Origin of the sequence: Nocardia shimofusensis NBRC 100134, from assembly GCF_001613125.1 — a bacterium.
Lineage (GTDB): Bacteria > Actinomycetota > Actinomycetes > Mycobacteriales > Mycobacteriaceae > Nocardia > Nocardia shimofusensis.
The window spans coordinates 45,067-68,124 of the sequence record NZ_BDBT01000031.1 but is presented as its reverse complement, the minus strand read 5'-3'; the positions used below and the strand labels follow the sequence as shown (position 1 = coordinate 68,124).

The window sequence follows — 23,058 nt, the reverse complement described above, 5'->3', positions numbered from 1 at the left end:
GCTCAGGGCTCTCTCAGAGGCTTTCCGGTTTGCGCCGCGGGCGCCCCGCGTCACGGTCCCGATAGCGCACATTGGCCTGCGGGTGCGGCGGTGTGCCTCCGCGGGTGCGGCCGCGCGTGGGTTCGGGTTCCGCGCGCGCGGCGGTCGTGCGCGCCGTACTGCGCGCGGTGGGCCTTCCTTCACGCGGTTGCCTGCCACCCACCCGAGGCGGGGTGTCGGCGACTTCCTTCGACGGCCTGCGGCCGAGCTGGGGCGCCTCGTACTTGTCGGTGACCATGTCCTCGACGTTCTGCGGCCGGGGTGGCTTGACCTTCTTACGGCCCCCGGCCGGCTTCTGCTCCGGCCCGCCCTCGGCGCGCAACGACCGCTTGGCCGTGTCCTTGCCCCGTCCGGCCGGACGCCTGGCCGGGCTGGGCTCGGCGTCCCCACGCGTGGCGTCACCGTGTTTGGCGTCCCCGCGTTTGGCGTCACCGCGTGTGGCCGTACCGCGCCCGGTCTCTTTGCGATAGGCGACGGTCCGGTACGCGCCGATGGCCCAGACGATCACCGTGGCGATCATCATGGTCGGGAACCGGTTCACCAGCGGGATCGCGAGATTGAGCAGGATGTCCTTGAGTCCACTGCCGCCGCCGCTGAGCTGGCGGTAGGCCAACGGCACCGCGAAGAACAACAGCAGCGGGGGCAGCACCAACGTGGTGAACAGACCTCGCATCCGCACCGCGAGGACAGCGGCGACACAACCGACGACATACAGCGTGGAGAACGTTGCGGTGAGCTCGGTGTTGTCGCCGCTCGCGTCGAGCAGGAAGCCCAGGAGCGTGCAGCCGACCGCGACGAGGACCGCAGACCACGCGGGTACACCAGGCACCGTCGGCAGGATCGATCGTTGCAGCGCGGGCACCCGGGATCGCACACGTTGGGAAGCAGCCACCCCAAGACCCTAACCGGGTGCTATTTGCGGCGTCGATCTGCCGCGCGGGGGTGTGATCGACACATGTCGGTGCCGGCGCCTACCGTGTCGGCTCATGCGGGTGCTGCACACTTCGGATTGGCATGTGGGCCGGACGTTTCACGGCCTCGACCTCCTGGTCGATCAAGCGCGCGCGCTGTCGGCGATCGCCGAGCTGGTCGCCGAGGAATCGGTGGATGTGGTCGTCGTTCCCGGCGACGTCTACGACCGTTCCATTCCCAGCGCCGACGCCATCATGGTCTGCATGCGCGGCTTGGAGGCCATCGCCGCCGCGGGCGCGAAGATCGTCGCGACCTCCGGCAACCACGATTCTCCCGCCCGGCTCGGCGCGGGCGCCGGCTTCGCCGCGGCGGGCGGGCTGTATCTACGGACCAGGGTGGCCGACGCCGACCAGCCGGTCATCCTGTCCGACGAGCACGGTGACGTCGCGTTCTACGGCATCCCCTATCTCGAGCCCGAGGTGGTGCGCGCGGAGCTGGGTGTGCCGCGCGCTCGCTCGCACGCCGAGGTGGTGGATGTGGTGATGGAGCGCATCCGCGCCGACCTGGCGACGCGGCCGGGCACCCGGTCGCTGCTGCTGGCGCACGCCTTCGTCGTGGGCGGCACGGCGACCGGTTCGGAGCGCTCGATCTCGGTGGGCGGGGTGGAGACCGTCGCGCTGTCGGCCTTCGACGGCGTCGACTACGTGGCGCTCGGACACCTGCACTCCCCGCAGACCCTGTCGGAGTCGGTGCGGTATTCGGGGTCCCCGCTGCCGTATTCGTTCGGCGAGTCCTCGCACCGCAAAGCGGTCTGGATCGTGGACCTGGACGAATCGGGACTAGGCGAGGTCCGCAGGCGCGACCTTCCGGCGGTGCGGGGGCTGTCCCGGATCACCGGCACCGTGGAGGAATTGCTGTCCGACCCCGCCCACGAGGAAGCCGTCGGCCACTATGTATCGGCGACCTTGACCGATCGGGCCCGCCCGCTGGATGCCATGCGCAGGCTGCGTACACGCTTCCCGCACGCCGTACACGTGGAATGGGTCCGCCCCGACGCGGAGGCGGTGCTGCACTATCGGGAGCGGGTCCGCGGCCGCGACGACAGCGAGGTGGCCCGCGGGTTTCTCACCGACGTGCGGGGCGAGCCGTCGGCCTCGGAGGCGCGCTGGATGGAGCGGGCACTGGCAGCAGCGGCCGGTGAGCCGGAGCAGACTTCGGTGCTCGCCGAGGCGGAGGGTGACGACGATGCACCGCGTCGGGCCGCGCCGGGCGGGGCTGCCCGCAATGAACGTGCCGACCCTGGTGGAGGCGCAGGGCCGGACGGCGGCGCCGCGGCCGGTGACGGTATATCGGACGACGATGACCTGGACGGGGAGTTGACGGCGTGAAGGGGAACGGGGTCGCGATGCGCGGGCGTGCCGCATGAGACTGCACCGGCTGGAGATGACGGCGTTCGGCCCGTTCGCGGCCCCGACGGTGGTGGATTTCGACAGCCTCGGCGCCGACGGCCTGTTCCTGCTGCACGGGCAGACCGGTGCGGGCAAGACCACCGTGCTCGACGCCATCGCCTTCGCCCTCTACGGCCGGGTCCCCGGCGCGCGCGGTGAGAGCAAACGCCTGAACTCCGACCATGCCGCCGCCGACACCCCGCCGCGCGTCGTGCTGGAGGCGACGCTGGGCGGACGTCGGCTGCGACTGACCCGCTCCCCGGAGTTCGAGCGCCCCAAACGGCGCGGCACCGGCATGCGCACCGAACAGCCGAAAGCCACGCTGGAATGGCTCGACGGCCGGGGCGAGAATCTCTCGCGCATACCCGATATCGGCGAGGAGATCGTGCGACTGCTCGGCATGAGCGCCGACCAGTTCTTCCAGGTGGTCCTGCTGCCTCAGGGCGATTTCGCGCGCTTCCTGCGCGCCGAGAACGAGGACCGCGAGAAACTGCTGGAAAAGCTGTTCGACACCCACCGGTTCGGCCTCGCCGAACAGTGGCTGGCCGAGCGCCGCCGAGCCTCCCGCGCCGCGCTCGGCGAGTCCGAGCAGGGCATCGAGCGGCTGATAGCTCAGATCAGGGGCGCGGCCGGCCTGGCCGTCACCGAGACCGCCACCGTCGAGGACTCGGTGGACTGGTCGCAGCGACTGCTGTCCCAGGCCCGCGCCGACCTCGCCGCGGCGACCGCCGATGCCGCTGCGCGCGAACAGGAATGCGCCCGGCTGCGCGAGCAGGCCGACGAACTCCGCGCCCTCGACGAGTCGCGCAGGCGGATGACGGCGGCCCGCGACCAACTCGCCCGATACGAGGCGACCGCCGAGCAGCGCCGGGACGCGCAGGCCGAACTCGACACCGCGCGCCGTGCGCAGCCGGTCATCGAGGCCATCGACGAAGCGCGCGAGATCGTGGTGACCGCACGCACACTCGAGAAGGCGGCTCGTCGGTCCGCTGATCGCCTTGCCGCGGCGCTCGCCGTCCCCGAGGCGGCTGATCTGCGGCGCGACCTGTTGGTGACGACGTCCTCCGAGGCGTCCTCGAACCCGTCGGCGGCGGCGTCGCCCGGTGCCGGTCCTCATGGCGGTGCTCATGCCGGTGCTCATGGTGGCGCGCACGGCGAAGTCGGCGGCGGAGTCGGTGCGGCCGCCGCCGGTGCCGACGCGGGCGTGGGGGCCGAACCGCCGGATGGTTCGGTTCCGGCAGAGCCGCCGCGCCTGCGAGAAGACGCCGATCTGGACGCCGCGGTGCGGGCGTGGAGTGCGCGGGCCGGTGCGCTCGACGCCGTGCGCGCCGACGCGACCGCCGCTGCCGAGTCCTCCGGCGAGCTCGTCGAACTGCGCGCCGAGGACGAGCGGCTGGCCCGCCGCGTGGGCGAGCTGACCCGTCGCCACGGCGAACTGCCGGAGGCGATCATCGCCGCCGAACGACTCCTGCGGGAAGCGAGCGAGGCCAAGGCCGCGCTGCCCGCGCTGGCCTCGGAATGCGACCGTCTGCAGGCGGCCGCGAGCGCGGCCGCCGACGCGGCCCGCCGCCGCACCGAGCTCGACGCCACCCGCGTCGAGTTCGAGTCCGCCCGCGCCGCCCACAACGACGCCCGCGACCTGGTGCTCACCTTGCGAGAACGCAGGCTGGCCGGAATGGCCGCCGAACTCGCCGGTGCGCTCGTCTCCGGCCTGCCGTGCGCGGTCTGCGGTTCGACCGCGCATCCCGCGCCCGCGGAAAGCGCGGGCGACGCGGTGTCGGTGGGTGCCGAGGAAGCCGCGGCCGAGGCCGAACGCGTGGCCGAACAGCGGCGCGATCGGATCGCTGTCCGCATCGCGGAGCTGGAACGCGAGATCGAAGGTCTGCTGGCCCGTGGCGGTGACGCCGATCCCGTCGAACTGGCGGCGACCCTGCGCTCGGCGCTCGGACGTCACGCCGACACCGCCGACACCGCGAGTACCTTCGACGCGGCGGACACGAAGCTCACCCGCCTGCGCGACGAACAGTCTCGGGTGCAGGACGGGTTGCGCGCCGCGCAGGTGCGCCGCGGTGAGATCGGCGCAGGCATCCGCGCCGCCGAAACGCGCCTGGCCGAGGCAGGCGCGCGCCTGCGCGAAGCCGCAGGCGCGGACAGCAGCTTCGAGGATCGCCGCGCGCGCCTGGACGCCCTCGTCGACGCGGCCGCCGAACTCGCCCAGGCGCGCTCGGCGGCCGCCTCCGCGCGCGGACAGGTCACCGTCGTCGCCGAGCGGGTCGAGAACCTCGCCGCGGCGGCCGGTTTCGCACCGGAGTCGCCGCTGCCCGACGACGCGGAGGAAGTCGCCCGGCTGAGCGCCTACGCCCACGTGGTCAAAGCGGCCGCGCGAACGCCGCAGCGGCAGAGCGAGATCGAGTCCGAACTCGTGACCGCCGACCGACTGCGCGCGTCCGCCGAGGCCGTCCTGGCCGAGCCCGAGATCCGGGCGGCCGCCGAGGCCGAACCGGGCGACCTACCGGCGGTGCAGCGGGCGGTCGAGGAAGCTCGGCAACGCTCGAACGCGGCGATCGCGACCCGCGCCGAAGCGAGCCGCCGTGTGCACTCGCTCGAGGAACTCGGCGCCCAGCTGTGGAGCGAGGCCGAGCGCCTGGTTCCGCGCCGGCGTGCCCACGACGAGCTCGATCGCCTCGCCGACGTCGTCGCGGGCCGCGGCGAGAACAACCGGAGCATGTCCCTGCGCTCCTACGTGCTCGCCGCCCGGCTGGAGGAGGTGGCGATCTCCGGTTCGGTCCGCCTGCGCCGGATGTCGGGCGGGCGCTACGAATTCGTGCACACCGACAAGGCGGGGCCGCGCGGCAGGCGCGGCGGTCTCGGCCTCGACATCCGCGACGACTACACCGGCGCCATCCGCCCGGCCAAGACCCTCTCCGGCGGCGAGACCTTCATGGCCTCCCTCGCGCTGGCACTCGGCCTGGCGGACACCGTCGCCGCCGAATCCGGCGGAGTCGTGCTCGACACCCTGTTCATCGACGAAGGTTTCGGCAGCCTCGACTCCGACACCCTCGACGCCGTCATGGGGGTCCTCGACGAACTCCGCGCGGGCGGCCGGGTCGTCGGCATCGTCAGCCACGTCGACGAGATGCGCCAGCGCATCCCCAGCCGCCTGCACGTCGTTCGTGGTCGCGACGGCTCGACCCTGCACGCGACGGTCGCCTGAGCCCGCCGTCGCGTCCGGGGCAGTCGGCGCTACCTCGACGAGGAGACGGCCGAGGCGCCGCCGCCCGCGCTCTCACGAAGTGACAGCCCGCTCTCGTGGTCGAGCAACCACCGCTTGGCCGCCAACCCCCAGCGGAAACCGCCCAGCGCTCCGCCGACGCGCAGCACTCGATGGCACGGGACGAAGAGTGCGGCGGCATTGCGCGCGCAGGCGTTGGCGGCGGCGCGGGTCGCCTGCGGCCGTCCGGCCAATGCGGCGAAGGCGGTGTAGGTGACGGGCTCGCCCGCGGGAACCTTGCGCAGGATCTCCCATGCCTGGGTGAGGAATTCCCCTGAATGCTGGCGCACCGGCACGGAGTCGATCGCGGCGGTATCGCCGTCGTGGTAGGCGACCACCGCCCGGGTGACCGCGCCGAGCGAGTCGCGCTCCCGGAGTTCGCCGGGCCGCAGAGACGGATGGATCAGCAGGCGCAGGTGGTCGGCGTCGGCGGTCCAGCCGGAGGCCAGGACAGCGCCGTCGGCGTCGGTGAGCGCGGTGAACGGGCCGATCGGGGTCGCGGTTGTCGCGAAGTCGGCGACGTTGGGGGACATGGGAACTCGCTTTCCAGTGATGGGTGGTCAGCCGACGCGGCGGCGATCGTCGCCGGAGGCGGCCGGGCGGGCCGGGGCACGCGCGGCCAGCGCGGTCTTCCACAGGTGCATGGACAGATAGGAACGCCAGGGCGACCAGCGGGAGGTGTCGCCCAGATCGAGGCCGAGCAGTTCGGCGCCGCGCCGGGCGACCAGGTCGCTGCCGAGCAGCGTGTCGGGGTGGGCGAGCAGACGCATGGTGACGTAGTCGGCTGTCCACGGGCCGACGCCGTCCAGCGCCAGCAGGTCGGTGCGCAGTTCCACTGCGGTGCGTCCCGGGTGCAGCGCCAGGTCACCGGAGGCGACGGCCTCCGCCGCCCGCACGATCGCCTCGATGCGCCGTGCCGGGCCGGTCAGCACCCGCGCGCCCTGTTCGGCGACGACCGCGGCGGTGGGGAACAGGCGCGGCAGCGGGCCGCTCACGCTCTCGCCGAGTTCGCGCACCAGCCGCCCGGTGTGCGTGGCGGCGGCGGAGACCGAGATCTGCTGACCGATCATGGTGCGCAGGAGCAGTTCCGCCGGGTCGGCGCAGCCGGGCACCCGGATGCCCGGGCCGAATTCGCTCCCGAGCACCTCGTCGATACCGATCGGGTCGGCGTCCAGGTCGAGCAGATGCCGCACTCGCGCCACCGTCGGCGCCAGATCACGCATGTCGCGCAGCGCGAGTTCGGCCTGCACATGTCCGGGCCGGATCCGCAGCGCCACGGTGGCGTGCCCGTGCGGGGTGCGCAGATTCCGAGTGTAGACCCCGCCCGACCACTGCTCCACGCCCGGCGCCGCATGCGCGCCGAGGAACCACTCCAGCCAGGTGCGGTCGAGCGGTTCCCGGTAGGGCAGCCGCAGTGTCAGGACGCCGTCGGCGGCGGGGGCGGGGGAGTCGGCGCGGCGGCGCGCCTCGGACCGCATGACCGTCGGGCTGACGGCGAAGACCTCCCGCACGGTGTCATTGAACTGGCGGATGCTGGTGAATCCGGCGGCGAACGCCACATCCGACATCGGCATCTCGGTGGTCTGCACGAGCAGTCGCGCGGTGTGCGCGCGATGCGCCCTGGCCAGCGCGAGCGGTCCCGCGCCGAGTTCGGTGGTGAGCACCCGGGTCAACTGCCGCTGGGAGTAGCCCAGAGCCGCGGCCAGCGCGGGCACGCCGCCGCGTTCGATCACGCCGTCGCTGATCAGCCGCATGGCCCTGGCGGCCAGATCGGCCCGGGTGTTCCACAGCGGCGACCCGGGCACCGCGTCCGGCAGGCAGCGGCGGCACGCGCGGTACCCGGCCTGCTGCGCGGCCGCCGCGGTCGGCAGGAACGACACGTTCACCCGTTTCGGGGTGATCGCCGGACACGAAGGGCGGCAATAGATTCCGGTCGTCCGGACGGCGGTGAAGAACTGCCCGTCGAAGCGGGAGTCGCGGGTCGAGACCGCCCGATAGCATCGCTCGAAATCCAACGCCGTGATCGTCACGTCCTCCACGATGTCAGTCGCGCGACCACCGTGCTAGCGGAAAACAGACATCGTCACGGATCAGCAGCAGCGGCCCGCCGGATTGCTCTCGGCGTGGGTGTGCCGGTCCCGCCAGTACTCACGCTCGCTCGGCACCGGGTGGTCCGGGTGGCGGCGGCGCAGGTGCGCGACATAGCGCTGATAGTCCTGGCCGCCGACCACCGAATCCAGCCACCACAGCGCCGCCCGCACCGCCGCGCGCACCCGCCTCGGCAGGCTCGCGCGGATCTGCCGGGGCGGGACGTCGCACTCGCTCACGCGTGGGCGTCCGATTTCGCTGTCTTGGTGTGGGCCGCGCCGGGCGCCCGGATCGCGCCCGAGGCGATCAGTTCGTCCCACTGCTTCTGCACCTCCCGCTCCGCCGGGGTGGCGATGAATCCGCTCGGCGCGAAGATCTTCGACGGCTCCTCCGGTGACTCGGTGGTGCTGGTGTCTCCGGATCGCCAGGCGCGCACGCACACCAGCACTCCGACGACCGCCACGATCAGCACCAGCGCCGCGAACAGGATGGACAACGTGCCCTGGATGAAGGTGTTGCGCACCACGATGTCGACTTCCTCGGGCGTCTTCGCCGTCAAGCACAGCCTGCCCGCCTCCTGCGCCTGCTGACACAGACTGTGCTGCTTCCAGTAGCCGAGCTTGGGGTCCGCGGAGAAGATCTTCTGCCAGGACGCGGTCATCGTCACCACCAGATCCCAGGCCAGCGGGAGGCCCGGAATCCAGGCCCACTTGCCCAGCCCCTTCTTCACCAGGATGGTGACCACCACCGTCAGCGCCACCGCGGCCAGCAACTGGTTGGCGATGCCGAACAGCGGATACAGCGCGTTGATGCCGCCCAGCGGATCGCTGACGCCCATCAGCAGTATCGACCCCCACGCCGCGACCACCACCAGCGAGCACGCCCACGCGCCCACTCGCCAGGACGGATCCTCGAGCCTGCGCAGCGGCCCACCCACATTGGCGAGCGCGTCGGAGACCATGAACCGCGCGACGCGGGTGCCCGCGTCGATGGTGGTGAGGATGAACAGCGCCTCGAACATGATCGCGAAGTGGTACCAGAACGACTTCATGCTCGCGCCGCCGAGGAACTGGTGGAACACCTCGGCGATGCCGACGGCCAGGGTGGGCGCGCCGCCGGTGCGGGAGATGATCGTGGTCTCGCCGACGTCCTCGGCGGCTTTCGCGAAGGTGTCCGCGGTGGCGGGCGCGCCCGACAAGCCGAGCGAATTGGTGTATGCCGCGGCCTTTTCCGGGGTGCCGCCGGTGAGCGAGAGCGGCGCGTTCATGCCGAAGTAGAGGTGCTGGTCGATGATGCAGGCGGTGATGATCGCCATGACCGCGACGAACGACTCCATCAGCATGCCGCCGTAGCCGATCATTCTCGCGTGCGATTCCTTCTCCAGCAGCTTCGGCGTGGTGCCGGAGGAGATCAGCGCATGGAAGCCCGACAGCGCGCCGCAGGCGATGGTGATGAACAGGAACGGGAACAGGCTGCCCGCGAAGGCGGGGCCGCTCCCGCTGGTGGCGAAGTCCGAGATCGCCGGCGCCGTCAGCACCGGCATGGTGATCAGGATGCCCACGGCCAGCAGGCCGATGGTGCCGATCTTCATGAAAGTCGACAAATAGTCGCGTGGGGCCAGCAGCAACCACACCGGCAGCACCGAGGCCAGGAAGCCGTAGCCGATGAGCGCCCAGGCGATGGTGGTGCGCGAGAGCGTGAACCAGTCCGCGCCCCACTCGGTTTCCGACACCCAGCCGCCACCGACAATGGCCAGCAGCAAGAGCACGATGCCGATCGCGGAGACCTCGCCGACCCGCCCCGGGCGCATGAACCGCAGATAGACGCCCATGAACAGGGCGATGGGGATGGTCATGGCGATGGAGAAAACACCCCACGGGCTCTCACCGAGCGCATTGACCACCACCAGCGCCAGCACCGCCAGCAGGATCATCATGATCACGAGAATCGCGACGATGGCCGCCACGCCGCCGACCGCGCCGAGCTCGTCGCGGGCCATCTGCCCGAGGCTGCGCCCGCGCCGCTTGGTCGAGGCCCACAGCACCAGGTAGTCCTGCACCGCCCCGGCCAGGCAGACGCCGACCACGATCCAGATCGTGCCGGGCAGATAGCCCATCTGCGCGGCCAGCACCGGCCCGACCAGCGGACCGGCGCCCGCGATGGCGGCGAAGTGGTGGCCGTAGAGGACCCGGCGGTCCATCGGCATGAAATCCTTGCCGTTCTCCAGGATTTCGGCCGGGGTGGCCAGATCGTCGCGCGGCTTGGTGATCTTCCACTCGATGAACCGCGCGTAGAAGCGGAAGGCGATGACGTAGGTGCAGACCGCGGCGATGACGATCCAGACCGCGTTCACGTTCTCGCCGCGCGCGACGGCCAGGATCGCCCAGGCGAGCGCGCCGAGTATCGCGATCGCGGCGAAGACCCCCTTCTTGACCGGGGTCATCGGGGATCTGTCGACCACCCCGACCGGCGGTAGACCGGGGTCGGTCCGAAGATATTCGATTGTCGCCATCCGCTACTCCTGTGACGCGAGGCACCGAGAACAGCTCACAAGGTAACGGATGGCGATCCGGCCGCTGCCCCTATTCGCCCCGGTAGGTGCCGAAACTCCACAGGTTGCCCTCGGGGTCGCGGGCTGTGAATCCCCGGGAACCGTAGTCCTCGTCGCGAAGTTCGCGCACGATCTCCGCCCCGGCCGCGGTGGCGCGGGCGAACAGGCCGTCGGGGTCGTCGCAGACCAGGTAGAGCGAGTCGTTTCCCGGCGTGCGCTGCCCGAACGGCGTGTCGTCCTTGCCCGCCGAACCGAACATGATGCCGCCGCCGAGCGGCCAGCGCAGTTCGCCGTGCTCGACGACGGCTTGATCGTTCTCCCTGGTGTAGACGGCGCTTTTCTCGAAGCCGAAGGCCTCGGTCAGGAACGCGACCATCGCGTGCGCGTCCCGGAAGCTCAGGCACGGCCAGACGGCGGTGCCGGTGCGCGTTTCTGCTGGTGTGATCGTCGAATCGGTCATGACTCCAGGGTCACCCCGAGGTGTCGGCGTCGTCTTGGACGGATGGAATCTCCTCCTCGGCGAGCCAGGTGGTCGGGCTGCACCCGGCCAACTCCGCGAAGTCCCGGTTCAGATGCGCCTGGTCGTAGTACCCGCAGCTCGCGGCCACCTGCGCGAGCGTCACGAACGACGGCGTCGCGACGATCATCCGCCGCGCCCGCTCGAATCGGGTGATCCGCGCGGCGAGCTTGGGCCCGAGCCCGAACTCCGTGGTGAACCGCCTGGTCAGATGCTGTCTGCTCCAGCCGATCCGGTCGGCCAGCGCCGACACGCTCGCCTGCCCGCCACTGCCGGTCACCGTCCGCCACGCCCAGGTCAACTCGGGTGTCACCAGCCGCTGCGGGTTCGCCAGCCGCGTCAGTACCTCGTCGCACACCGCGAATCGAGCAGGCCACGACGCGGGCCCCTGCAACCGCTCCCACAACTCGTCCGCGACCGGCCCGGCGATCTGCGCGCACTCCAGCGTCGTGTTCCACAGCGCCCCCGCGGGCAGGCCGAACAATGCCCGGCAGCCCAGCGGCGTCAGTGCGATCCCGACCCCCTCCTGATGGCCGGTGTGCGCGATCGCGGCCGCGCTCGCCTGCAACCCGCTGAGGACACAGCGGTAATCGGCCGGGCTCTGGGTGCGGTCGGTCTGGGCGACGACGTCGATGGTCGGCCCGATGGCGACGATGAAGGTCTGATGGCGCGACGGCAGTCCCCGGTGCAGGCCGGGCGCGTACCCGGTCATCCGATAGCCGATGTAGTGGTCGACGAACCCGGCCAGTACGGAAGCGGGCCGCGCCGTCACCGTTTCGGAGGTCGGCTCCATGCGTTCACGCTACGCCGTAGGCGCGGCATCGGTCCCGTCCGCCGAGCGCCGTTTCGCGCACCGCGTAGACTCCACTCCTCGTGAGTCTCACCCTCGGAATCGTCGGCCTGCCCAACGTCGGAAAGTCGACGCTGTTCAACGCGCTGACCAAGAACGACGTGCTGGCCGCGAACTACCCGTTCGCGACCATCGAACCCAACGTCGGCGTCGTCCCGCTGCCCGATCCGAGGCTCGACCAGCTCGCCGAGATCTTCGGCTCCGAGCGCACTGTTCCGGCTGTCGTCTCCTTCGTCGACATCGCGGGCATCGTCAAGGGCGCTTCCGAAGGCGCGGGCCTGGGCAACAAGTTCCTCGCCAACATCCGCGAAGCCGACGCCATCTGCCAGGTCGTGCGCGTCTTCTCCGACGACGACGTCATCCACGTCGACGGCCGCGTCGACCCCCTCGCCGACATCGAGGTCATCGAGACCGAGCTCATCCTCGCCGACCTGCAGACCCTGGAGAAGGCGGTCGTCCGCCTCGACAAGGAAGCCAAGGTCAAGAAGGACCGCAAGCCCGTCGCCGACGCCGCCAAGGCCGCCCAGGAAATCCTGAACAACGGCCGCACCCTCTTCGCCGCGCAGAAGGAAATCGACACCGAGCTGCTGCGGGAACTCTCGCTGCTCACCGTCAAGCCCTTCCTCTACGTCTTCAACGCCGACGAGTCCGTCCTCACCGACGAGGCCCGCAAGGCCGAGCTGAAGGCCGCCGTCGCCCCCGCCGACGCCGTCTTCCTCGACGCCAAGGTCGAAGCCGAACTCCTCGAACTCGACGACGAGTCCGCCGCCGAACTGCTCGAATCCATCGGCCAGACCGAGCCCGGCCTGCACGCCCTGGCCCGCGCCGGCTTCCACACCCTCGGCCTGCAGACCTACCTCACCGCCGGTCCGAAGGAAGCGCGTGCGTGGACGATCCACCAGGGTGACACCGCGCCCAAGGCCGCCGGCGTCATCCACACCGACTTCGAGCGCGGGTTCATCAAGGCCGAGGTCGTGGCGTTCGACGACCTGGTCGCGGCTGGCTCGATGGCTGCTGCCAAGGCCGCGGGCAAGGTGCGCATGGAGGGCAAGGACTACGTCATGACCGACGGTGACGTGGTCGAGTTCCGCTTCAACGTCTGATAGCACGGTTCGCCCGCCGCCAGGAGTCCACGGCGCGATTGGGTGTCCCCTGACGCCGGTTGATATATAATCAGCCATATAATCAACGGTAGGGGGCATCATGGCAGTCACCAGCGTCGACCTGGATCCGAAGCTCATCGAGCGTGCCAGGGCGCTCACGGGCGAGCGATCGAATCGAGCCGTCCTCGACCTCGCGTTGCGCCGACTCATTGCCTCGAAGCAGAAGGGCGCGATGATCGACGGTATCGCGGGACTGGCCGACCTGGAGAGTGAGCTCGGCGCGCCGGTGGTCTCTCCGAGCCAGTCCGAGTCTGTGTGACCGACTACCTGGTCGACAACTCGGTCTGGGCAAAACTGGCCACCGGAGACGCGGGTATCACTGCGCGGCTCCGGCGCATCGAACGAGCGCCGGCCGACCTGTTCGTCACCTGCCCGCCGCAGGTGCTCGAGTTCTGCCACAGCGCCCGAACGCCCGAGGAGTACGCACACTACCGAGAGCAGATCTCCCTCGGGTTCCCGCTCGAGCACGCACCCGACGAATCGCTCGTGCTCGATATCCAGGAAGCGCTGTGGAATGCGGGACTCGTCCGCGCGGCCGGCTCGCTCGACATCCTCATCGCTGGCTACGCCATCGTGAACGATGCGACCGTGCTTGCCGCGGACCGCGACTTCGAGCACATCGCGAGAGTGTCCGACCTGCGGTGCGAGTACATCGCGCCTTCGTCATGACGGTGCTTCGTGCCGGAACGCAGTCGAGTTTCCGTTTCAACGTCTAGGCCGAAGCTGCGTTCCTCCCGGAATCCTCTGGCCTTGTCCGTACAATGCCCGTACAGTTGAGTCGTCCACAGCAAAATGGGGCGTCTGTACTGATCGCAACACTCTGAGTCGGCAAGCGCTAGGAGTTCACCAAGCGGTCGTTGGAACATGAGCGAAGGGCAGCTGCGATGAGCACCAAGACCGAGCGTTTCGAGATCCGGTTGGCCGCGGAAGGGCGCGATCAAATCGAGGAGGCGGCGGGAGCCGTTGGTGAGACGCTGACCGAATTCGTGCGCAACGCGGCGATCCAGCGTGCCGACCGAGTGCTCGCTCTATCCAGTCGCACCCTGATGCCTGCGGAGCAATTCGACGCCATGCTCGAGTCGCTGGATGTCGCAGACGAAGCACCGACTCTCGCTGCGGTCGTCGCACGGCCACGAAGGTTCGTGCGCCGATGACCTATTTCTCGACCGGCTTGCGGGCCGATCACGACTTGTCTCGATTCGATTGCGGCAAGGATGTTTTGAACAAGTGGTTGCAGACCAAGGCTCTTGCCGCAGATACGGGAATGACCAGTCGCACCTACGTGTGGACCGATGGTGACGCCCTGGTGGTGAAGGCGTACTACGCCATCGCCCCCACGATGGTCGACCGGACCGAGGACGGTATCTCGAACCGGATGGCCGCAGGCATGCGGTCCGTGCCTGCCTTCCTGCTGGCGAAGTTCGCCCTCGACAAGTCTCTGCACGGGCAAGGGTATGGGAGTGACCTGCTCGTCGACGCCATCAGCAAGATCATGGGCGCGGCTCAGGCGTCTGGTGGTCGCCTCATCGTGGTGGATGCTATCGACGATGAGGCCTCTGCCTTCTATCAAAAGCACGATTTCATTCCCGTGGGAAACACGCCTGGTCGGCTGGTGATGAAAATGTCGACAGCCTTCTCCGCATTCGGCATCGGTTGATCGATGCCCTCGCGGCCGGGGGTACCCGGCAGCTATTGCCGTCGTGTCGCCGACACACTCGTTGTGTGATCACGCAGCGTGGACGAGAGCCTCGCCGCCCGAACCATCTCCTCGCGTCAGACTGCGCGCCGAAAGGCGACTCCGTCGACGAACATGCCCTGGACGAGTAGTGGAACCGCCGCGCTGGTGTCCAGTTCCGTGGCAACCGCGACATCATTTCCGAAGCCCATGTCGGCGAGTTCACGTCCTGACGCGCATTCGGATACGAAGCCCGGCACGTCGGTGAGCCCGTCGTACAGCGTCTTGGCTGCCGCCGCTTCCGACGACAGCGGTCCTGCCCCGGCTTCGGCGAGAGCGGATACGACCATCCCGGCGCCGATCCAGTCTTCGATGGCGGGCCTCACGGCGTCCTGGCCGGGCCACTGTTCCCCGGCAGGGATGATCGAGATCGGCCGTTCGGCCGTGCCCCACCCCTGTTGGACCATCCAGGCTGCGACAGCGGTCGCGTTGCGCAGGCAGGCAGCTGTCACCGGAACTCCCGAAACAGCCGCCGCGATCGCCGAGCCATTCGGTGAGGTTCCCCCGCTTTCTTGGAGGGCTCTGAGCATGGTCCGATAGGGCCAGAAAGGAGCCCCACGTGGCAGCACCGAAGAAGTATCCGGACGAGTTGAAGGCCCGAGCGGTTCGGCTGTATCAGGACTCGGACCCGAAACCGACGGTCCGGAAGTTGGCCCAGCAGTTGGGCGTTCATCACGAGGCGTTGAGGAACTGGATCCGCCAAGCGGATGCCGGCCGGCGTCCGGAACCGGCGGCTGTGGATCTGGCCGAGGAGAACAAGCGGCTGCGCAAGCAGGTCGCCGAGCTGGAGCGGGTCAACGACATCCTGCGTTCTGCGAGTGCGTATTTCGCCTCGGAGCTCGACCAGACCCGGAGGTGATCGTGCGCTTCGTCGAAGGCAGCTCGCACCCGGTCGAGCTCGTATTGCGGGTACTCGGCATCGCGTCGTCGACCTACTACTGGTGGCGTAAACGCCTGCGGGAGCCGTCGGCGCGGCAGATCGCCGATGAAGAGCTGCTGGCCGAGATCGTCGATATCCATACCAGTTCCGGCGGCACCTATGGCTCGCCCCGGGTGCATGCGATGCTGGCCCGGCGAGGGATCGCGGTCGGCCGTAAACGGGTGGAGCGGGTGATGCGCGGCGCCGGGTTGCAGGGCGCGTTCCTGCGGAAACGGTGGCGGATCGGGTCCACGCGGACCGATCCGCGGGCAGCGCCGGCACCGGATCTGGTCGAACGGGTCTTCACCGCCGATCGCCCGAACCGGCTGTGGGTGGCGGACGCGACCCGCATCCCGTGTGGTCAGGGAGCGTTTTGGCTGGCCGCGGTGCGGGATGCGTTCTCCAACCGGATCGTCGGATGGAAGACCTCCGACCGCTGCGACACCGAGATGGTCCTCGGCGCTGTCGAGTATGCGGTCTGGAGCCGCGACATCCGCGATGGCGAGTTGATACATCACTCCGACCGCGGGTCGACCTACACCGCTATCCGGTTCGCGAACACGTTGGCCGACAACGGGATCGCGCAGTCGATGGGGTCGGTCGGGGATTCCTACGATAACGCGTTGATGGAGAATTTCTTCTCCACGTTGAAGACCGAACTGGTCTATCGCCGGTCCTGGCGGACCCGGGAGGAGGCCGAGAACGCCCTGTTCGCCTACATCGACGGCTGGTACAACACCCAGCGCATCCAGAAGAAGCTCGACTGGCGATCACCCGACGAGTTCGAAGCCAGCTACCATCACCGAGTTCCAGCCGAAAGCTGGTAATCCGCCCTCCAACAATGCGGGGGAACCTCACGGTGACGGCAGTACCAGTCGTTGCGGCGCGGGTGCCTGCCTCAACGCGGTCGGCGACAGCGACCACGGCTGCTCCGGCGATATCGCGCGCCGCCCCACCGCCAATGCGGCATCGTGTCGCACCGCGTATTCCTCCGCGCCGCCGTCCCGCCACGGATAGGGGAGCACCGCAGTTCCGGCATCGACTGCTACCGATACCGCCGTGGTGAAAGACAACACGTCGACTACCACCAGCACCGCGCTGTGCGGTCCCAACGCTCGGGCACCGGCCGGTCCCCATTCGACCCGGATGCCCGCCCGCGCCTGAACAACCCATTCCACGTGTTCACCATAAGGCTGCGACGCCTTGCCGGACGCTGAAAGACTGTGCAGCAAAACGACGACCGTAGCGGCTGGCCGAGACAGTTAGGTCGAGGTGCCCCTGGCCCCGCGTCAGGGCCGGTTGAACTCACCGTCTTTCGCGCCTCGCAAGAACGCGTCCCACTCGTTGGGAGTGAAGATCAACGCCGGACCGCCGGTGTTCTTGGAATCCCGCACACCGACCATGCCGTGGTCGAGGTGCGCGATCTCGACGCAGTCGTTTCCGCCACCGCTGTAGCTGCTCTTGAACCACTCCGCGTCGGATAGATCTGCGTTCACCGTTCGTACTCCCTCGCTGCGCGCCGGAGCGCTTGCCTGCTGTCTGGCTGGGACAACGCCGCGCCGCGCAGACGGCGAAAGGTCTCCATGTACTGCTCGACTGCCTCGGGCTTGTCGTAGTACATGTTCCCACGGTATCCCTCGACGTACACGGTCGGCCGCTCGCCGGTGGCGGAGTCGAATTCGAGCACGGTGAAGGGGCCGCAGGCGACGCCGAGAGGATATCCGCTGGTGAATGGCAGCAGGCTGACGGTGACGTTCGCAGGGAGAGCTGCCAGATGATGGAGTTGGCCTGCCATCGTTTTCGCGCCGCCGACGACTCGACGCACGATGGTTTCGTCCAGCAGCAGGTTCACCTGGACCGGGCTTCGCTTCCTGTTGATGATCCGCTGCCTGTTGAGCCGGACCGCCACACGTTGGTCCGCCTCCTCGGGGGTGGCCTGAGGGTAGAACTGCGCGTCCAAAGCTCTTGCGTACGAAGGAGTCTGAAACAAGCCGCTGATGATGTCCGGGCGGTAGACGGTCAGTGCGGCGGCCGATGCTTCGAGACTGACATACAGCTCGAAGTCGGCTCGGATGGCGTCGCCGTACTCACACCACCACAGGCCCTCACCGTCATTGGATGCGGCGACTTTCGCCAGGTCGAGCAGGCCCGGCAGCTTCTCGGGAGCATCGCAGACCTGGCACAGGGCTTGGATGTCGTGCAGGCGGATGCGGCCGGCTTCGCCCTTTTCCAGTCGTTGCAGGGTGCCGGTGCCGCGTTCGATCAGCCGGGCGGCGTTTTGGAGCGAGATGCCTGCCTCCTGCCGCATGTCTCGCAGGTGACGGCCGAGCTGACGTCGTGGGATGGTGGTCGGCGGCTTCTTCGGAGTGGGCATGGTAAGGCAGTGTGCGCCATCGCCGGACCGCGCGCTGAGGAATGGACGGATAGTTCTGGATCGTCCATTTCGTTAGTTCCGTACTGCACGGCGCAAGGGCTTCCTCGCCTCGGGCGCCGACATCTCGCGGGCTCCTTCTTGGTGAGTCGACCCTCCTGTCCGAGCGTCGAGGGGAGGTCAGGGGATAACAGGTGACGTTCTGCTCTTGGCTCGGCTGGGTGGAGCAGCCACGCTCGGGGGGAGGGATGCCTGTTCTTCATGACGATCGAGAATTCGAGAGGCAAGAACATGAAACCGTTGTCGGAATCACTGATGGAACTCGCGGCCCGTGTGAAGCAGTACGAGGAGTCGTCGGCCGAGGCGCGGGAGAAGAGCCGCGCCGCACTGCAGGCTCGGCGCGAGGAGTTGAGCGCGACCCTCGAGCGCGAGGGGAACGAGTTCGAGAAGACCACGGCGGAGCTGCGGGAGGCTGCGCAGAGTTGGTGGTCGGACACCCGGGAAGCCGTCGAACATCAGATCGACGTGATGCGGGCCGACTTCGAGAAGTGGCAGGCCGATATCAAAGCGCAGCGTGCGGAACGTGACAAGGAGGGCAAGACCGCCGAGCCGGCGAGCAAGCCTGATCAGGGCTGATCGAGCGCCGCGCGGTCTCACCCACGGTGCGCGGCGGCTGATCGGGTGAGGGGCGTGCCGACGTATTCGCGGACGTGCGCTGCCTCACCTTTGGCGCTGAGGCGGCCGGTACTGTGGCATGCTCGGTGCTGAGCACGAGTTGTTGAAGTGATCGCTCGGCTCGCAACAGGAAGTAAGACAACAGTATGTCGCAAGGCAGTGTGAAGTGGTTTAACGGCGAAAAAGGCTTCGGATTCATCGCGCAAGACGGTGGCGGTCCGGACGTTTTCGTGCATTACTCCGAGATTTCCGGCTCCGGCTTCAAGTCCCTCGATGAGGGCCAGCGTGTCGAGTTCGAGGTCGGGCAGGGCCAGAAGGGCCCGCAGGCTCAGAGCGTCCGCGCTATCTAAGAGCTGACAGACAAGAAAACCCGCGCCACGGCGCGGGTTTTCTGCTTTTCCGGGCGCCCTCGTCAGCGCCCGTGGGACGGCGGGCTCAATCCTCGCGGATCAGCAGGAACGGCGCGGCGGCGATGCGCGACCAGCGGCCGCCGACGAAGGTGAGCCCGAGCAGCGTGCTCTCGTCGAGAACCCGGAATTCGTCACGAACCCACCGCCAGGGGATCGGTCCGCCGCTGCCGTAGGAGACCGCGATCGCGGGCCGCCCGTCCAGCCAGGACGGCTCGGTGGCCACGGTCATGGGCAGCCGTTCGACCAGAGACCCCTCGTCACCGGGCGAGCGGAGCACGTTGATCGCGGTCCCGTCGCCGGCGAACCGCTTGCCGTGCCAGCGGCGCATGCCGCCGAGGGCGATGGCGCGGGGTGCGGCGAACCGCAGCGGCCGGGGGCCGACGAACTCGGCGCGGTAGGTGCCGGTGATCGGTGTGTCCCCGGCGGACGAGGTGCCGAACAGTCCTCGCAGCCGGGCGAGGGATTGCGGGATTTCGGGGCGGGAAACGTTCAGCTGACTGCTCTTTCGGTGCGGGCCGCGTGGCGGGCGGCGAATCGTTCGGCCATCGCGGTGATGGTCAGGCTCGGGTTGACGCCGACATTGGCGGGGACGGCCGAGCCGTCGACGACATACAGGCCGGGATGGCCGAAGACCTGGTGGTCGGTGTCGATGACGCCGTCGGAGGCGTCGCGGCCCATCGACGCGCCGCCGAGGATGTGGGCGGTGATGGATTTGCCGCCGATGCTCTCGAGGAGCAGGTTCAGCGGGCGGCCGCCGACGGAGGCGGCGAAGGCGCGGGCCACCTCGTTCGCCTGGGGAAGGTAGCTGGGGGCCTGCTTGTCGGCGACCGATCGCGAGCGCAGGACCTTGCGCCACGGACGCACCGGTGAGCGGTCGAACACGAGCCGGATCTCGTTCTCGACGCTCTGCATCACGGTGAACACGCTGAGGCGGCGCAGGAAGTTGCGGGCGAAGACGACGCGCAACTGCCGGACAGGGTGGGTGAGCAGGGCGTGCGCGGCGGAGCGGCGGCGTCGCGCGGGATCGTCGCCGTCCACCAGCGGGCCGAGTTGGAAACGCATGTGCCATCCGCCGACGTAGCGGTTCTGTGTCACATGGGTTTTCGCGTCCGGATAGAACTTGCTGGAGATGGTGGGGCCGCGAGTGAAGTCGGTGTCGACGTCGTCGGCGAGCACCGCGGTGATCGCTTCGGAGTTGGTGCGCACCCCCATGCCGAGCCGGTCGGATACGCGCGGCAGCAGTCCGGCCGCGCGGGAGCGGAACAGCAGTTCGACCGTGCCGAGCACACCTCCGGCCAGCACCACCTCCGGTGCGCGCAACCGTTCGCCGGAGGTAGTGCGGACCTCGTAGCCGCCGCCGTGGAGTTCGGCGACCTCGGTCACCTGCCGCTCGGCGCGGATCTCGGCGCCGCGGCGTTCGGCGAGCCAGAGGTAGTTGAGGTCGAGGGTGTTCTTGCTGCCGTAGGCGCAGCCGATCAGGCAGGCGCCGCACAGTCGGCAACCGGTGCGGTCGGGGCCTTCGCCGTCGAAGAACGGGTCGGGCACCGTCACGCCCTCCTCGCCGAAATAGATGGCCATCGGGGTCGGCCCGTAGGTGTCGCCCGCACCCAGGGTCTCGGCGGCGGCCCGCAGGTGCTCGTCCATCGGCCCGGCGAAGGGGGAGACCGCGCGGCCGAGCATGCGCGCTGCCGTCCGGTAGTGCGGGGTCAGTTCGGCACGCCAGCCGGTCGGCGATTCCGGCCAGGCCGGGTCGGTGAAGAACTCCTCCTCGGGTTCGAGCAGGACGCCCGCCCACACGATGCTGCCGCCGCCCACGCCCGCGCCGCCGATGATGCCGACGTGGGCGAGGACGCGCTGCCAGAAGAATCCGCGAAGGCCGAGTTCGGGCAGCCACAGGTATTTGCGCGGGTCGCGCCGGGCGGCCATGAAGTCGTCGCGGGTGTGGCGCCGTCCCTGTTCGAGGACGATGACCCGTTTGCCCTGCTCAGCCAGTCGCAAAGCGCTCACGGCGCCGCCGAAGCCGCTGCCGACGATGATCACGTCGGCGTCGTGTTCGGTCGTAAGGTCCGCTTGCATGCGGAGAAGCATAGGCGGCGATATAGCAACCGCCCAGTATTGTTTTTTTCGCCCCTACAGTGCCGTCACCGCCTCGGCGGTGAGAGCGAGGACCGCCGGCTCTTTCCCGGGGCGGAGACTGCGAGCGGTGGTTCGGTTACGGCTCTACTGTGCGGCGGGGACGGGCTCCGCCCACACCCCATGGACTCCGCTCGGTCCCCTGCCACGGTCGATGGCGAGGATCAATGCCGCGCAACCGATTCCCGACAGGACCAGGCTGGTCCCGAACAGAGCCGGGTAACCGAGGATGTCGCCGACCGCGCCTGCGGCGAATCCGGCGAGTCCCTGCACGGTGACGACCGCGCAGGCCAGCAGGGTGTAGTCGCTGCCCGCGTGATCCGGGTCCGAGGCGTCCATCATCAGCGCGAAGACCGCGACGGTCGCGGCGCCGCCGAGGACGTGTTCGGCCAGGCTCGCCGAGACGATGAGCCCGAATCCGCCGACGCCCAGGGAGGCGAGCACATACAGGCCGAGACTCGCGGTCTGGGTGACACCGCCGATCAGCAGGGCTTGGCGGCGTCCGTGCCGGAAGCACAGCCAGCCGCCCGCCGCCGCGCCCGCGAGCGCGCCCATCGACGACAGGACGCCCTTGACCAGCGCGATCTGCCCCAGGCTGAGGCTGGAGTCGGACATGAAGGGGCCGACCATCGACGAGCCCATCGAGTCACCGAACTTGAAGCCGCCGATGAGAAGGATGAACGCGAGCATGCCCGGCCTGCGCAGACGCCTCCACCAGTCGGTCGCCAACGTGACCGGTTGCCTTCGCGGACTCCCGGAGGCGCCTCGAGTCGAGGTCTGCGGCAGCCACCAGACCGGGATCACGGTCACCAGCAACAGGATCGCCATCGCGACGAACAGGCTGCGCCAGCCCGCGAGCGCGAACAGCCACAGCAGCGCGCCGCCGCCGGCGATCATGCCGATCCGGTAGGCGCCCACCTGAATCCCATTGCCCAGACCGCGTTCCCGCGGTCCGAGCAGTTGGACGGCCAGCCCGTCGGTGGCGACATCCTGCGTCGCGGACACCAGATTGACCACCGCGATACCGACGAACAGCCAGCGCAACGACGACGACAGGTCCAGGCAGGCCAGCCCGAGCGCCACCGCCGCCGACGCGAGTTGCAGCGACAGCAACCACTGCCGCCGGGTGCCGTAGTGGTCGACGTACGGCGCCCAGAGGAACTTCAATCCCCACGGTGCGAACAGGACGCCGGTGATGCTGATCTCGACCAGCGAGAAGCCGGACTCGCGGAGCACCACCGGCAGCGCCTGGGTGAAGAAGCCGTAGGGCAGGCCCTGGGCGAAATACAGGGCGGACAACAGAACCAGGGTGCCGACGGGGATCGTGCTTGCCCGGGCGGCTGTTCTCATACGGACAATCCTGGCAGATCGGCCCGAATCCCCCGGTCGCCGGAGGAAAGCCGGCCGATCCCTGGATCTACGTGGCGACGCAGGCGGAGCCGAGGTCGATACCGGTACCGACATCGACCGGCACCCTGAGCTGGGCCGTCGCATTCGGCTGGAAGGCGTAGATGTAGTCGATCTCCGTCGAGGACGGGATCCACGTCGCCGTGGCGACGCCGCCGGAGGGCATCGCCTCGGCGAAGCCGCTGGGGCCTTGACCTTCCTCGAAGAAGAAGACGGGCTTGGTGTTGTCGTCCACCCGCACGGTCACGGTGTAGGAGCACGTTGTTCCGTAAGCGTGGGTGCCGAGGGTGAGTCCCGGCGCGATCGTGGTTTCGAGGACGGTCGCCGAGGCGGACGGCGCGGCCAGAGCGGTGAAGCTCGCGACGACACCGAGGGCGGCGGCGCCGGAGATGATGCGGACGGCTGTGGTGGAACTGGGTCGCGTCATGGTGAGGTACTCCTGGGCTCGGGGTGCACGTTCGGGTCGGGGCACGGAATCGAACAGGGCGGCGCCGCCGGGTTCGCATAGGCTGACGAATGGTGTCGATGGGCCTATCGGACACGAAAAGCGATGTGTGACAAGAAGTTCT

General features: G+C 69.0%; 26 protein-coding genes. 11 read left to right on the top strand and 15 right to left on the bottom strand.

Annotation, left to right across the window (positions count from 1 at the left end):
* Window positions 1–13: 13 nt before the first annotated feature.
* Window positions 14–931 carry a DUF6542 domain-containing protein gene (locus NS3_RS24115; RefSeq protein ID WP_067863937.1) on the bottom strand — a complete coding sequence of 306 codons (918 nt, stop codon included), beginning with the start codon at window positions 929–931 and terminating at the stop codon, window positions 14–16.
* A gap of 94 nt (window positions 932–1,025) precedes the next feature.
* Between NS3_RS24115 and NS3_RS24110 the strand changes: the two genes are divergently transcribed.
* Together NS3_RS24110 and NS3_RS24105 are read left to right on the top strand one after the other, a co-directional pair.
* On the top strand, window positions 1,026–2,339 hold the full coding sequence (locus NS3_RS24110) for an exonuclease SbcCD subunit D (protein ID WP_084495875.1): 1,314 nt from the start codon (window positions 1,026–1,028) through the stop codon (window positions 2,337–2,339).
* 34 nt (window positions 2,340–2,373) lie between these two features.
* On the top strand, window positions 2,374–5,613 hold the full coding sequence (locus NS3_RS24105) for an AAA family ATPase (protein WP_067863932.1): 3,240 nt from the start codon (window positions 2,374–2,376) through the stop codon (window positions 5,611–5,613).
* Window positions 5,614–5,642: 29 nt separating this feature from the next.
* On the opposite strand, the gene NS3_RS24100 is transcribed toward NS3_RS24105, so the two are convergent.
* From NS3_RS24100 to NS3_RS24075, 6 genes are all read right to left on the bottom strand, one after another.
* Window positions 5,643–6,203 carry a methylated-DNA--[protein]-cysteine S-methyltransferase gene (locus NS3_RS24100; RefSeq protein WP_067863929.1) on the bottom strand — a complete coding sequence of 187 codons (561 nt, stop codon included), beginning with the start codon at window positions 6,201–6,203 and terminating at the stop codon, window positions 5,643–5,645.
* Between the two features lie 27 nt (window positions 6,204–6,230).
* Window positions 6,231–7,709, bottom strand: a complete 1,479-nt coding sequence (locus NS3_RS24095; protein ID WP_067863926.1) for an Ada metal-binding domain-containing protein — start codon at window positions 7,707–7,709, stop codon at window positions 6,231–6,233.
* Window positions 7,710–7,760: 51 nt separating this feature from the next.
* On the bottom strand, window positions 7,761–7,997 hold the full coding sequence (locus NS3_RS24090; protein WP_307610735.1) for a YbdD/YjiX family protein: 237 nt from the start codon (window positions 7,995–7,997) through the stop codon (window positions 7,761–7,763).
* Window positions 7,994–10,270 (bottom strand): carbon starvation CstA family protein, encoded by a 2,277-nt coding sequence (locus NS3_RS24085; RefSeq protein WP_067863923.1) that lies wholly within the window; start codon window positions 10,268–10,270, stop codon window positions 7,994–7,996. Before NS3_RS24085 ends, NS3_RS24090 begins: the two co-directional genes overlap by 4 nt.
* 70 nt (window positions 10,271–10,340) lie before the next feature.
* Complete coding sequence (locus tag NS3_RS24080) at window positions 10,341–10,769, bottom strand: VOC family protein (RefSeq protein ID WP_067863920.1); 429 nt, start codon at window positions 10,767–10,769, stop codon at window positions 10,341–10,343.
* Window positions 10,770–10,779: 10 nt separating this feature from the next.
* Window positions 10,780–11,619 carry a helix-turn-helix domain-containing protein gene (locus NS3_RS24075; protein ID WP_067863916.1) on the bottom strand — a complete coding sequence of 280 codons (840 nt, stop codon included), beginning with the start codon at window positions 11,617–11,619 and terminating at the stop codon, window positions 10,780–10,782.
* Between the two features lie 80 nt (window positions 11,620–11,699).
* Here NS3_RS24075 and ychF point away from each other — a divergent pair, with 80 nt between their 5' ends.
* The 5 genes from ychF to NS3_RS24050 all read left to right on the top strand — a co-directional run bounded on the left by ychF (window position 11,700) and on the right by NS3_RS24050 (window position 14,496).
* Window positions 11,700–12,779, top strand: a complete 1,080-nt coding sequence (ychF, locus tag NS3_RS24070) for a redox-regulated ATPase YchF (protein WP_067863913.1) — start codon at window positions 11,700–11,702, stop codon at window positions 12,777–12,779.
* Between the two features lie 100 nt (window positions 12,780–12,879).
* Entirely contained in the window at window positions 12,880–13,098 is a 219-nt protein-coding gene (locus NS3_RS24065) for a type II toxin-antitoxin system VapB family antitoxin (protein ID WP_067863910.1), read from the top strand.
* Window positions 13,095–13,508, top strand: coding sequence for a PIN domain-containing protein (locus tag NS3_RS24060; RefSeq protein ID WP_067863907.1), 414 nt, complete (start codon window positions 13,095–13,097; stop codon window positions 13,506–13,508). Before NS3_RS24065 ends, NS3_RS24060 begins: the two co-directional genes overlap by 4 nt.
* Window positions 13,509–13,723: 215 nt before the next feature.
* Window positions 13,724–13,993, top strand: coding sequence for a type II toxin-antitoxin system TacA family antitoxin (locus tag NS3_RS24055; protein ID WP_067863904.1), 270 nt, complete (start codon window positions 13,724–13,726; stop codon window positions 13,991–13,993).
* Window positions 13,990–14,496 (top strand): GNAT family N-acetyltransferase, encoded by a 507-nt coding sequence (locus tag NS3_RS24050; protein ID WP_067863900.1) that lies wholly within the window; start codon window positions 13,990–13,992, stop codon window positions 14,494–14,496. Before NS3_RS24055 ends, NS3_RS24050 begins: the two co-directional genes overlap by 4 nt.
* Window positions 14,497–14,612: 116 nt before the next feature.
* Here NS3_RS24050 and NS3_RS24045 read toward each other — a convergent pair whose 3' ends face one another.
* On the bottom strand, window positions 14,613–15,104 hold the full coding sequence (locus NS3_RS24045) for a 2-phosphosulfolactate phosphatase (RefSeq protein ID WP_084495874.1): 492 nt from the start codon (window positions 15,102–15,104) through the stop codon (window positions 14,613–14,615).
* A 29-nt stretch (window positions 15,105–15,133) separates the two neighbouring features.
* On the opposite strand from NS3_RS24045, the gene NS3_RS24040 reads away from it, so the two are divergent.
* On the top strand, window positions 15,134–15,433 hold the full coding sequence (locus tag NS3_RS24040) for a transposase (RefSeq protein WP_067863894.1): 300 nt from the start codon (window positions 15,134–15,136) through the stop codon (window positions 15,431–15,433).
* Window positions 15,434–15,435: 2 nt separating this feature from the next.
* A complete protein-coding gene (locus NS3_RS24035) occupies window positions 15,436–16,320 on the top strand; it encodes an IS3 family transposase (protein WP_067863986.1) in 885 nt (294 codons plus the stop codon).
* Window positions 16,321–16,347: 27 nt separating this feature from the next.
* Here the strand turns inward: NS3_RS24035 and NS3_RS28640 are convergent, their stop codons facing one another.
* The 3 genes from NS3_RS28640 to NS3_RS24025 form a co-directional block, all read right to left on the bottom strand.
* Window positions 16,348–16,671 carry a hypothetical protein gene (locus NS3_RS28640; protein ID WP_174550514.1) on the bottom strand — a complete coding sequence of 108 codons (324 nt, stop codon included), beginning with the start codon at window positions 16,669–16,671 and terminating at the stop codon, window positions 16,348–16,350.
* A 111-nt stretch (window positions 16,672–16,782) separates the two neighbouring features.
* On the bottom strand, window positions 16,783–16,989 hold the full coding sequence (locus tag NS3_RS24030) for a DUF397 domain-containing protein (protein WP_067863891.1): 207 nt from the start codon (window positions 16,987–16,989) through the stop codon (window positions 16,783–16,785).
* Window positions 16,986–17,867, bottom strand: a complete 882-nt coding sequence (locus NS3_RS24025; protein WP_084495873.1) for a helix-turn-helix domain-containing protein — start codon at window positions 17,865–17,867, stop codon at window positions 16,986–16,988. Before NS3_RS24025 ends, NS3_RS24030 begins: the two co-directional genes overlap by 4 nt.
* 312 nt (window positions 17,868–18,179) lie before the next feature.
* Between NS3_RS24025 and NS3_RS24020 the strand changes: the two genes are divergently transcribed.
* Window positions 18,180–18,500 carry a hypothetical protein gene (locus NS3_RS24020; protein ID WP_157101508.1) on the top strand — a complete coding sequence of 107 codons (321 nt, stop codon included), beginning with the start codon at window positions 18,180–18,182 and terminating at the stop codon, window positions 18,498–18,500.
* A gap of 185 nt (window positions 18,501–18,685) precedes the next feature.
* A complete protein-coding gene (locus NS3_RS24015) occupies window positions 18,686–18,889 on the top strand; it encodes a cold-shock protein (RefSeq protein ID WP_067863882.1) in 204 nt (67 codons plus the stop codon).
* A gap of 85 nt (window positions 18,890–18,974) precedes the next feature.
* Here NS3_RS24015 and NS3_RS30190 read toward each other — a convergent pair whose 3' ends face one another.
* The 4 genes from NS3_RS30190 to NS3_RS23995 form a co-directional block, all read right to left on the bottom strand.
* Complete coding sequence (locus tag NS3_RS30190; protein WP_245649785.1) at window positions 18,975–19,277, bottom strand: hypothetical protein; 303 nt, start codon at window positions 19,275–19,277, stop codon at window positions 18,975–18,977.
* Window positions 19,278–19,438: 161 nt separating this feature from the next.
* Window positions 19,439–21,025 carry a GMC oxidoreductase gene (locus NS3_RS24005; RefSeq protein ID WP_245649784.1) on the bottom strand — a complete coding sequence of 529 codons (1,587 nt, stop codon included), beginning with the start codon at window positions 21,023–21,025 and terminating at the stop codon, window positions 19,439–19,441.
* 144 nt (window positions 21,026–21,169) lie between these two features.
* Complete coding sequence (locus NS3_RS24000; RefSeq protein ID WP_067863876.1) at window positions 21,170–22,432, bottom strand: MFS transporter; 1,263 nt, start codon at window positions 22,430–22,432, stop codon at window positions 21,170–21,172.
* Between the two features lie 67 nt (window positions 22,433–22,499).
* Window positions 22,500–22,916 (bottom strand): hypothetical protein, encoded by a 417-nt coding sequence (locus NS3_RS23995; RefSeq protein WP_067863873.1) that lies wholly within the window; start codon window positions 22,914–22,916, stop codon window positions 22,500–22,502.
* Between the last annotated feature and the right edge of the window lie 142 nt (window positions 22,917–23,058).

Bases quoted from the DNA above. Each gene is read 5' to 3' on its own strand.
- NS3_RS24110 (WP_084495875.1), top strand. From the start codon at position 1,026: ATGCGGGTGCTGCACACTTCGGATTGGCATGTGGGCCGGACGTTTCAC.
- NS3_RS24105 (WP_067863932.1), top strand. From the start codon at position 2,374: ATGAGACTGCACCGGCTGGAGATGACGGCGTTCGGCCCGTTCGCGGCC.
- NS3_RS24100 (WP_067863929.1), bottom strand. From the start codon at position 6,203: ATGTCCCCCAACGTCGCCGACTTCGCGACAACCGCGACCCCGATCGGC.
- NS3_RS24085 (WP_067863923.1), bottom strand. From the start codon at position 10,270: ATGGCGACAATCGAATATCTTCGGACCGACCCCGGTCTACCGCCGGTC.
- NS3_RS24080 (WP_067863920.1), bottom strand. From the start codon at position 10,769: ATGACCGATTCGACGATCACACCAGCAGAAACGCGCACCGGCACCGCC.
- NS3_RS24075 (WP_067863916.1), bottom strand. From the start codon at position 11,619: ATGGAGCCGACCTCCGAAACGGTGACGGCGCGGCCCGCTTCCGTACTG.
- NS3_RS24065 (WP_067863910.1), top strand. From the start codon at position 12,880: ATGGCAGTCACCAGCGTCGACCTGGATCCGAAGCTCATCGAGCGTGCC.
- NS3_RS24055 (WP_067863904.1), top strand. From the start codon at position 13,724: ATGAGCACCAAGACCGAGCGTTTCGAGATCCGGTTGGCCGCGGAAGGG.
- NS3_RS24050 (WP_067863900.1), top strand. From the start codon at position 13,990: ATGACCTATTTCTCGACCGGCTTGCGGGCCGATCACGACTTGTCTCGA.
- NS3_RS24045 (WP_084495874.1), bottom strand. From the start codon at position 15,104: ATGCTCAGAGCCCTCCAAGAAAGCGGGGGAACCTCACCGAATGGCTCG.
- NS3_RS24025 (WP_084495873.1), bottom strand. From the start codon at position 17,867: ATGCCCACTCCGAAGAAGCCGCCGACCACCATCCCACGACGTCAGCTC.
- NS3_RS24020 (WP_157101508.1), top strand. From the start codon at position 18,180: ATGGAACTCGCGGCCCGTGTGAAGCAGTACGAGGAGTCGTCGGCCGAG.
- NS3_RS24015 (WP_067863882.1), top strand. From the start codon at position 18,686: ATGTCGCAAGGCAGTGTGAAGTGGTTTAACGGCGAAAAAGGCTTCGGA.
- NS3_RS30190 (WP_245649785.1), bottom strand. From the start codon at position 19,277: ATGCGCCGCTGGCACGGCAAGCGGTTCGCCGGCGACGGGACCGCGATC.
- NS3_RS24005 (WP_245649784.1), bottom strand. From the start codon at position 21,025: ATGCAAGCGGACCTTACGACCGAACACGACGCCGACGTGATCATCGTC.
- NS3_RS24000 (WP_067863876.1), bottom strand. From the start codon at position 22,432: ATGAGAACAGCCGCCCGGGCAAGCACGATCCCCGTCGGCACCCTGGTT.
- NS3_RS23995 (WP_067863873.1), bottom strand. From the start codon at position 22,916: ATGACGCGACCCAGTTCCACCACAGCCGTCCGCATCATCTCCGGCGCC.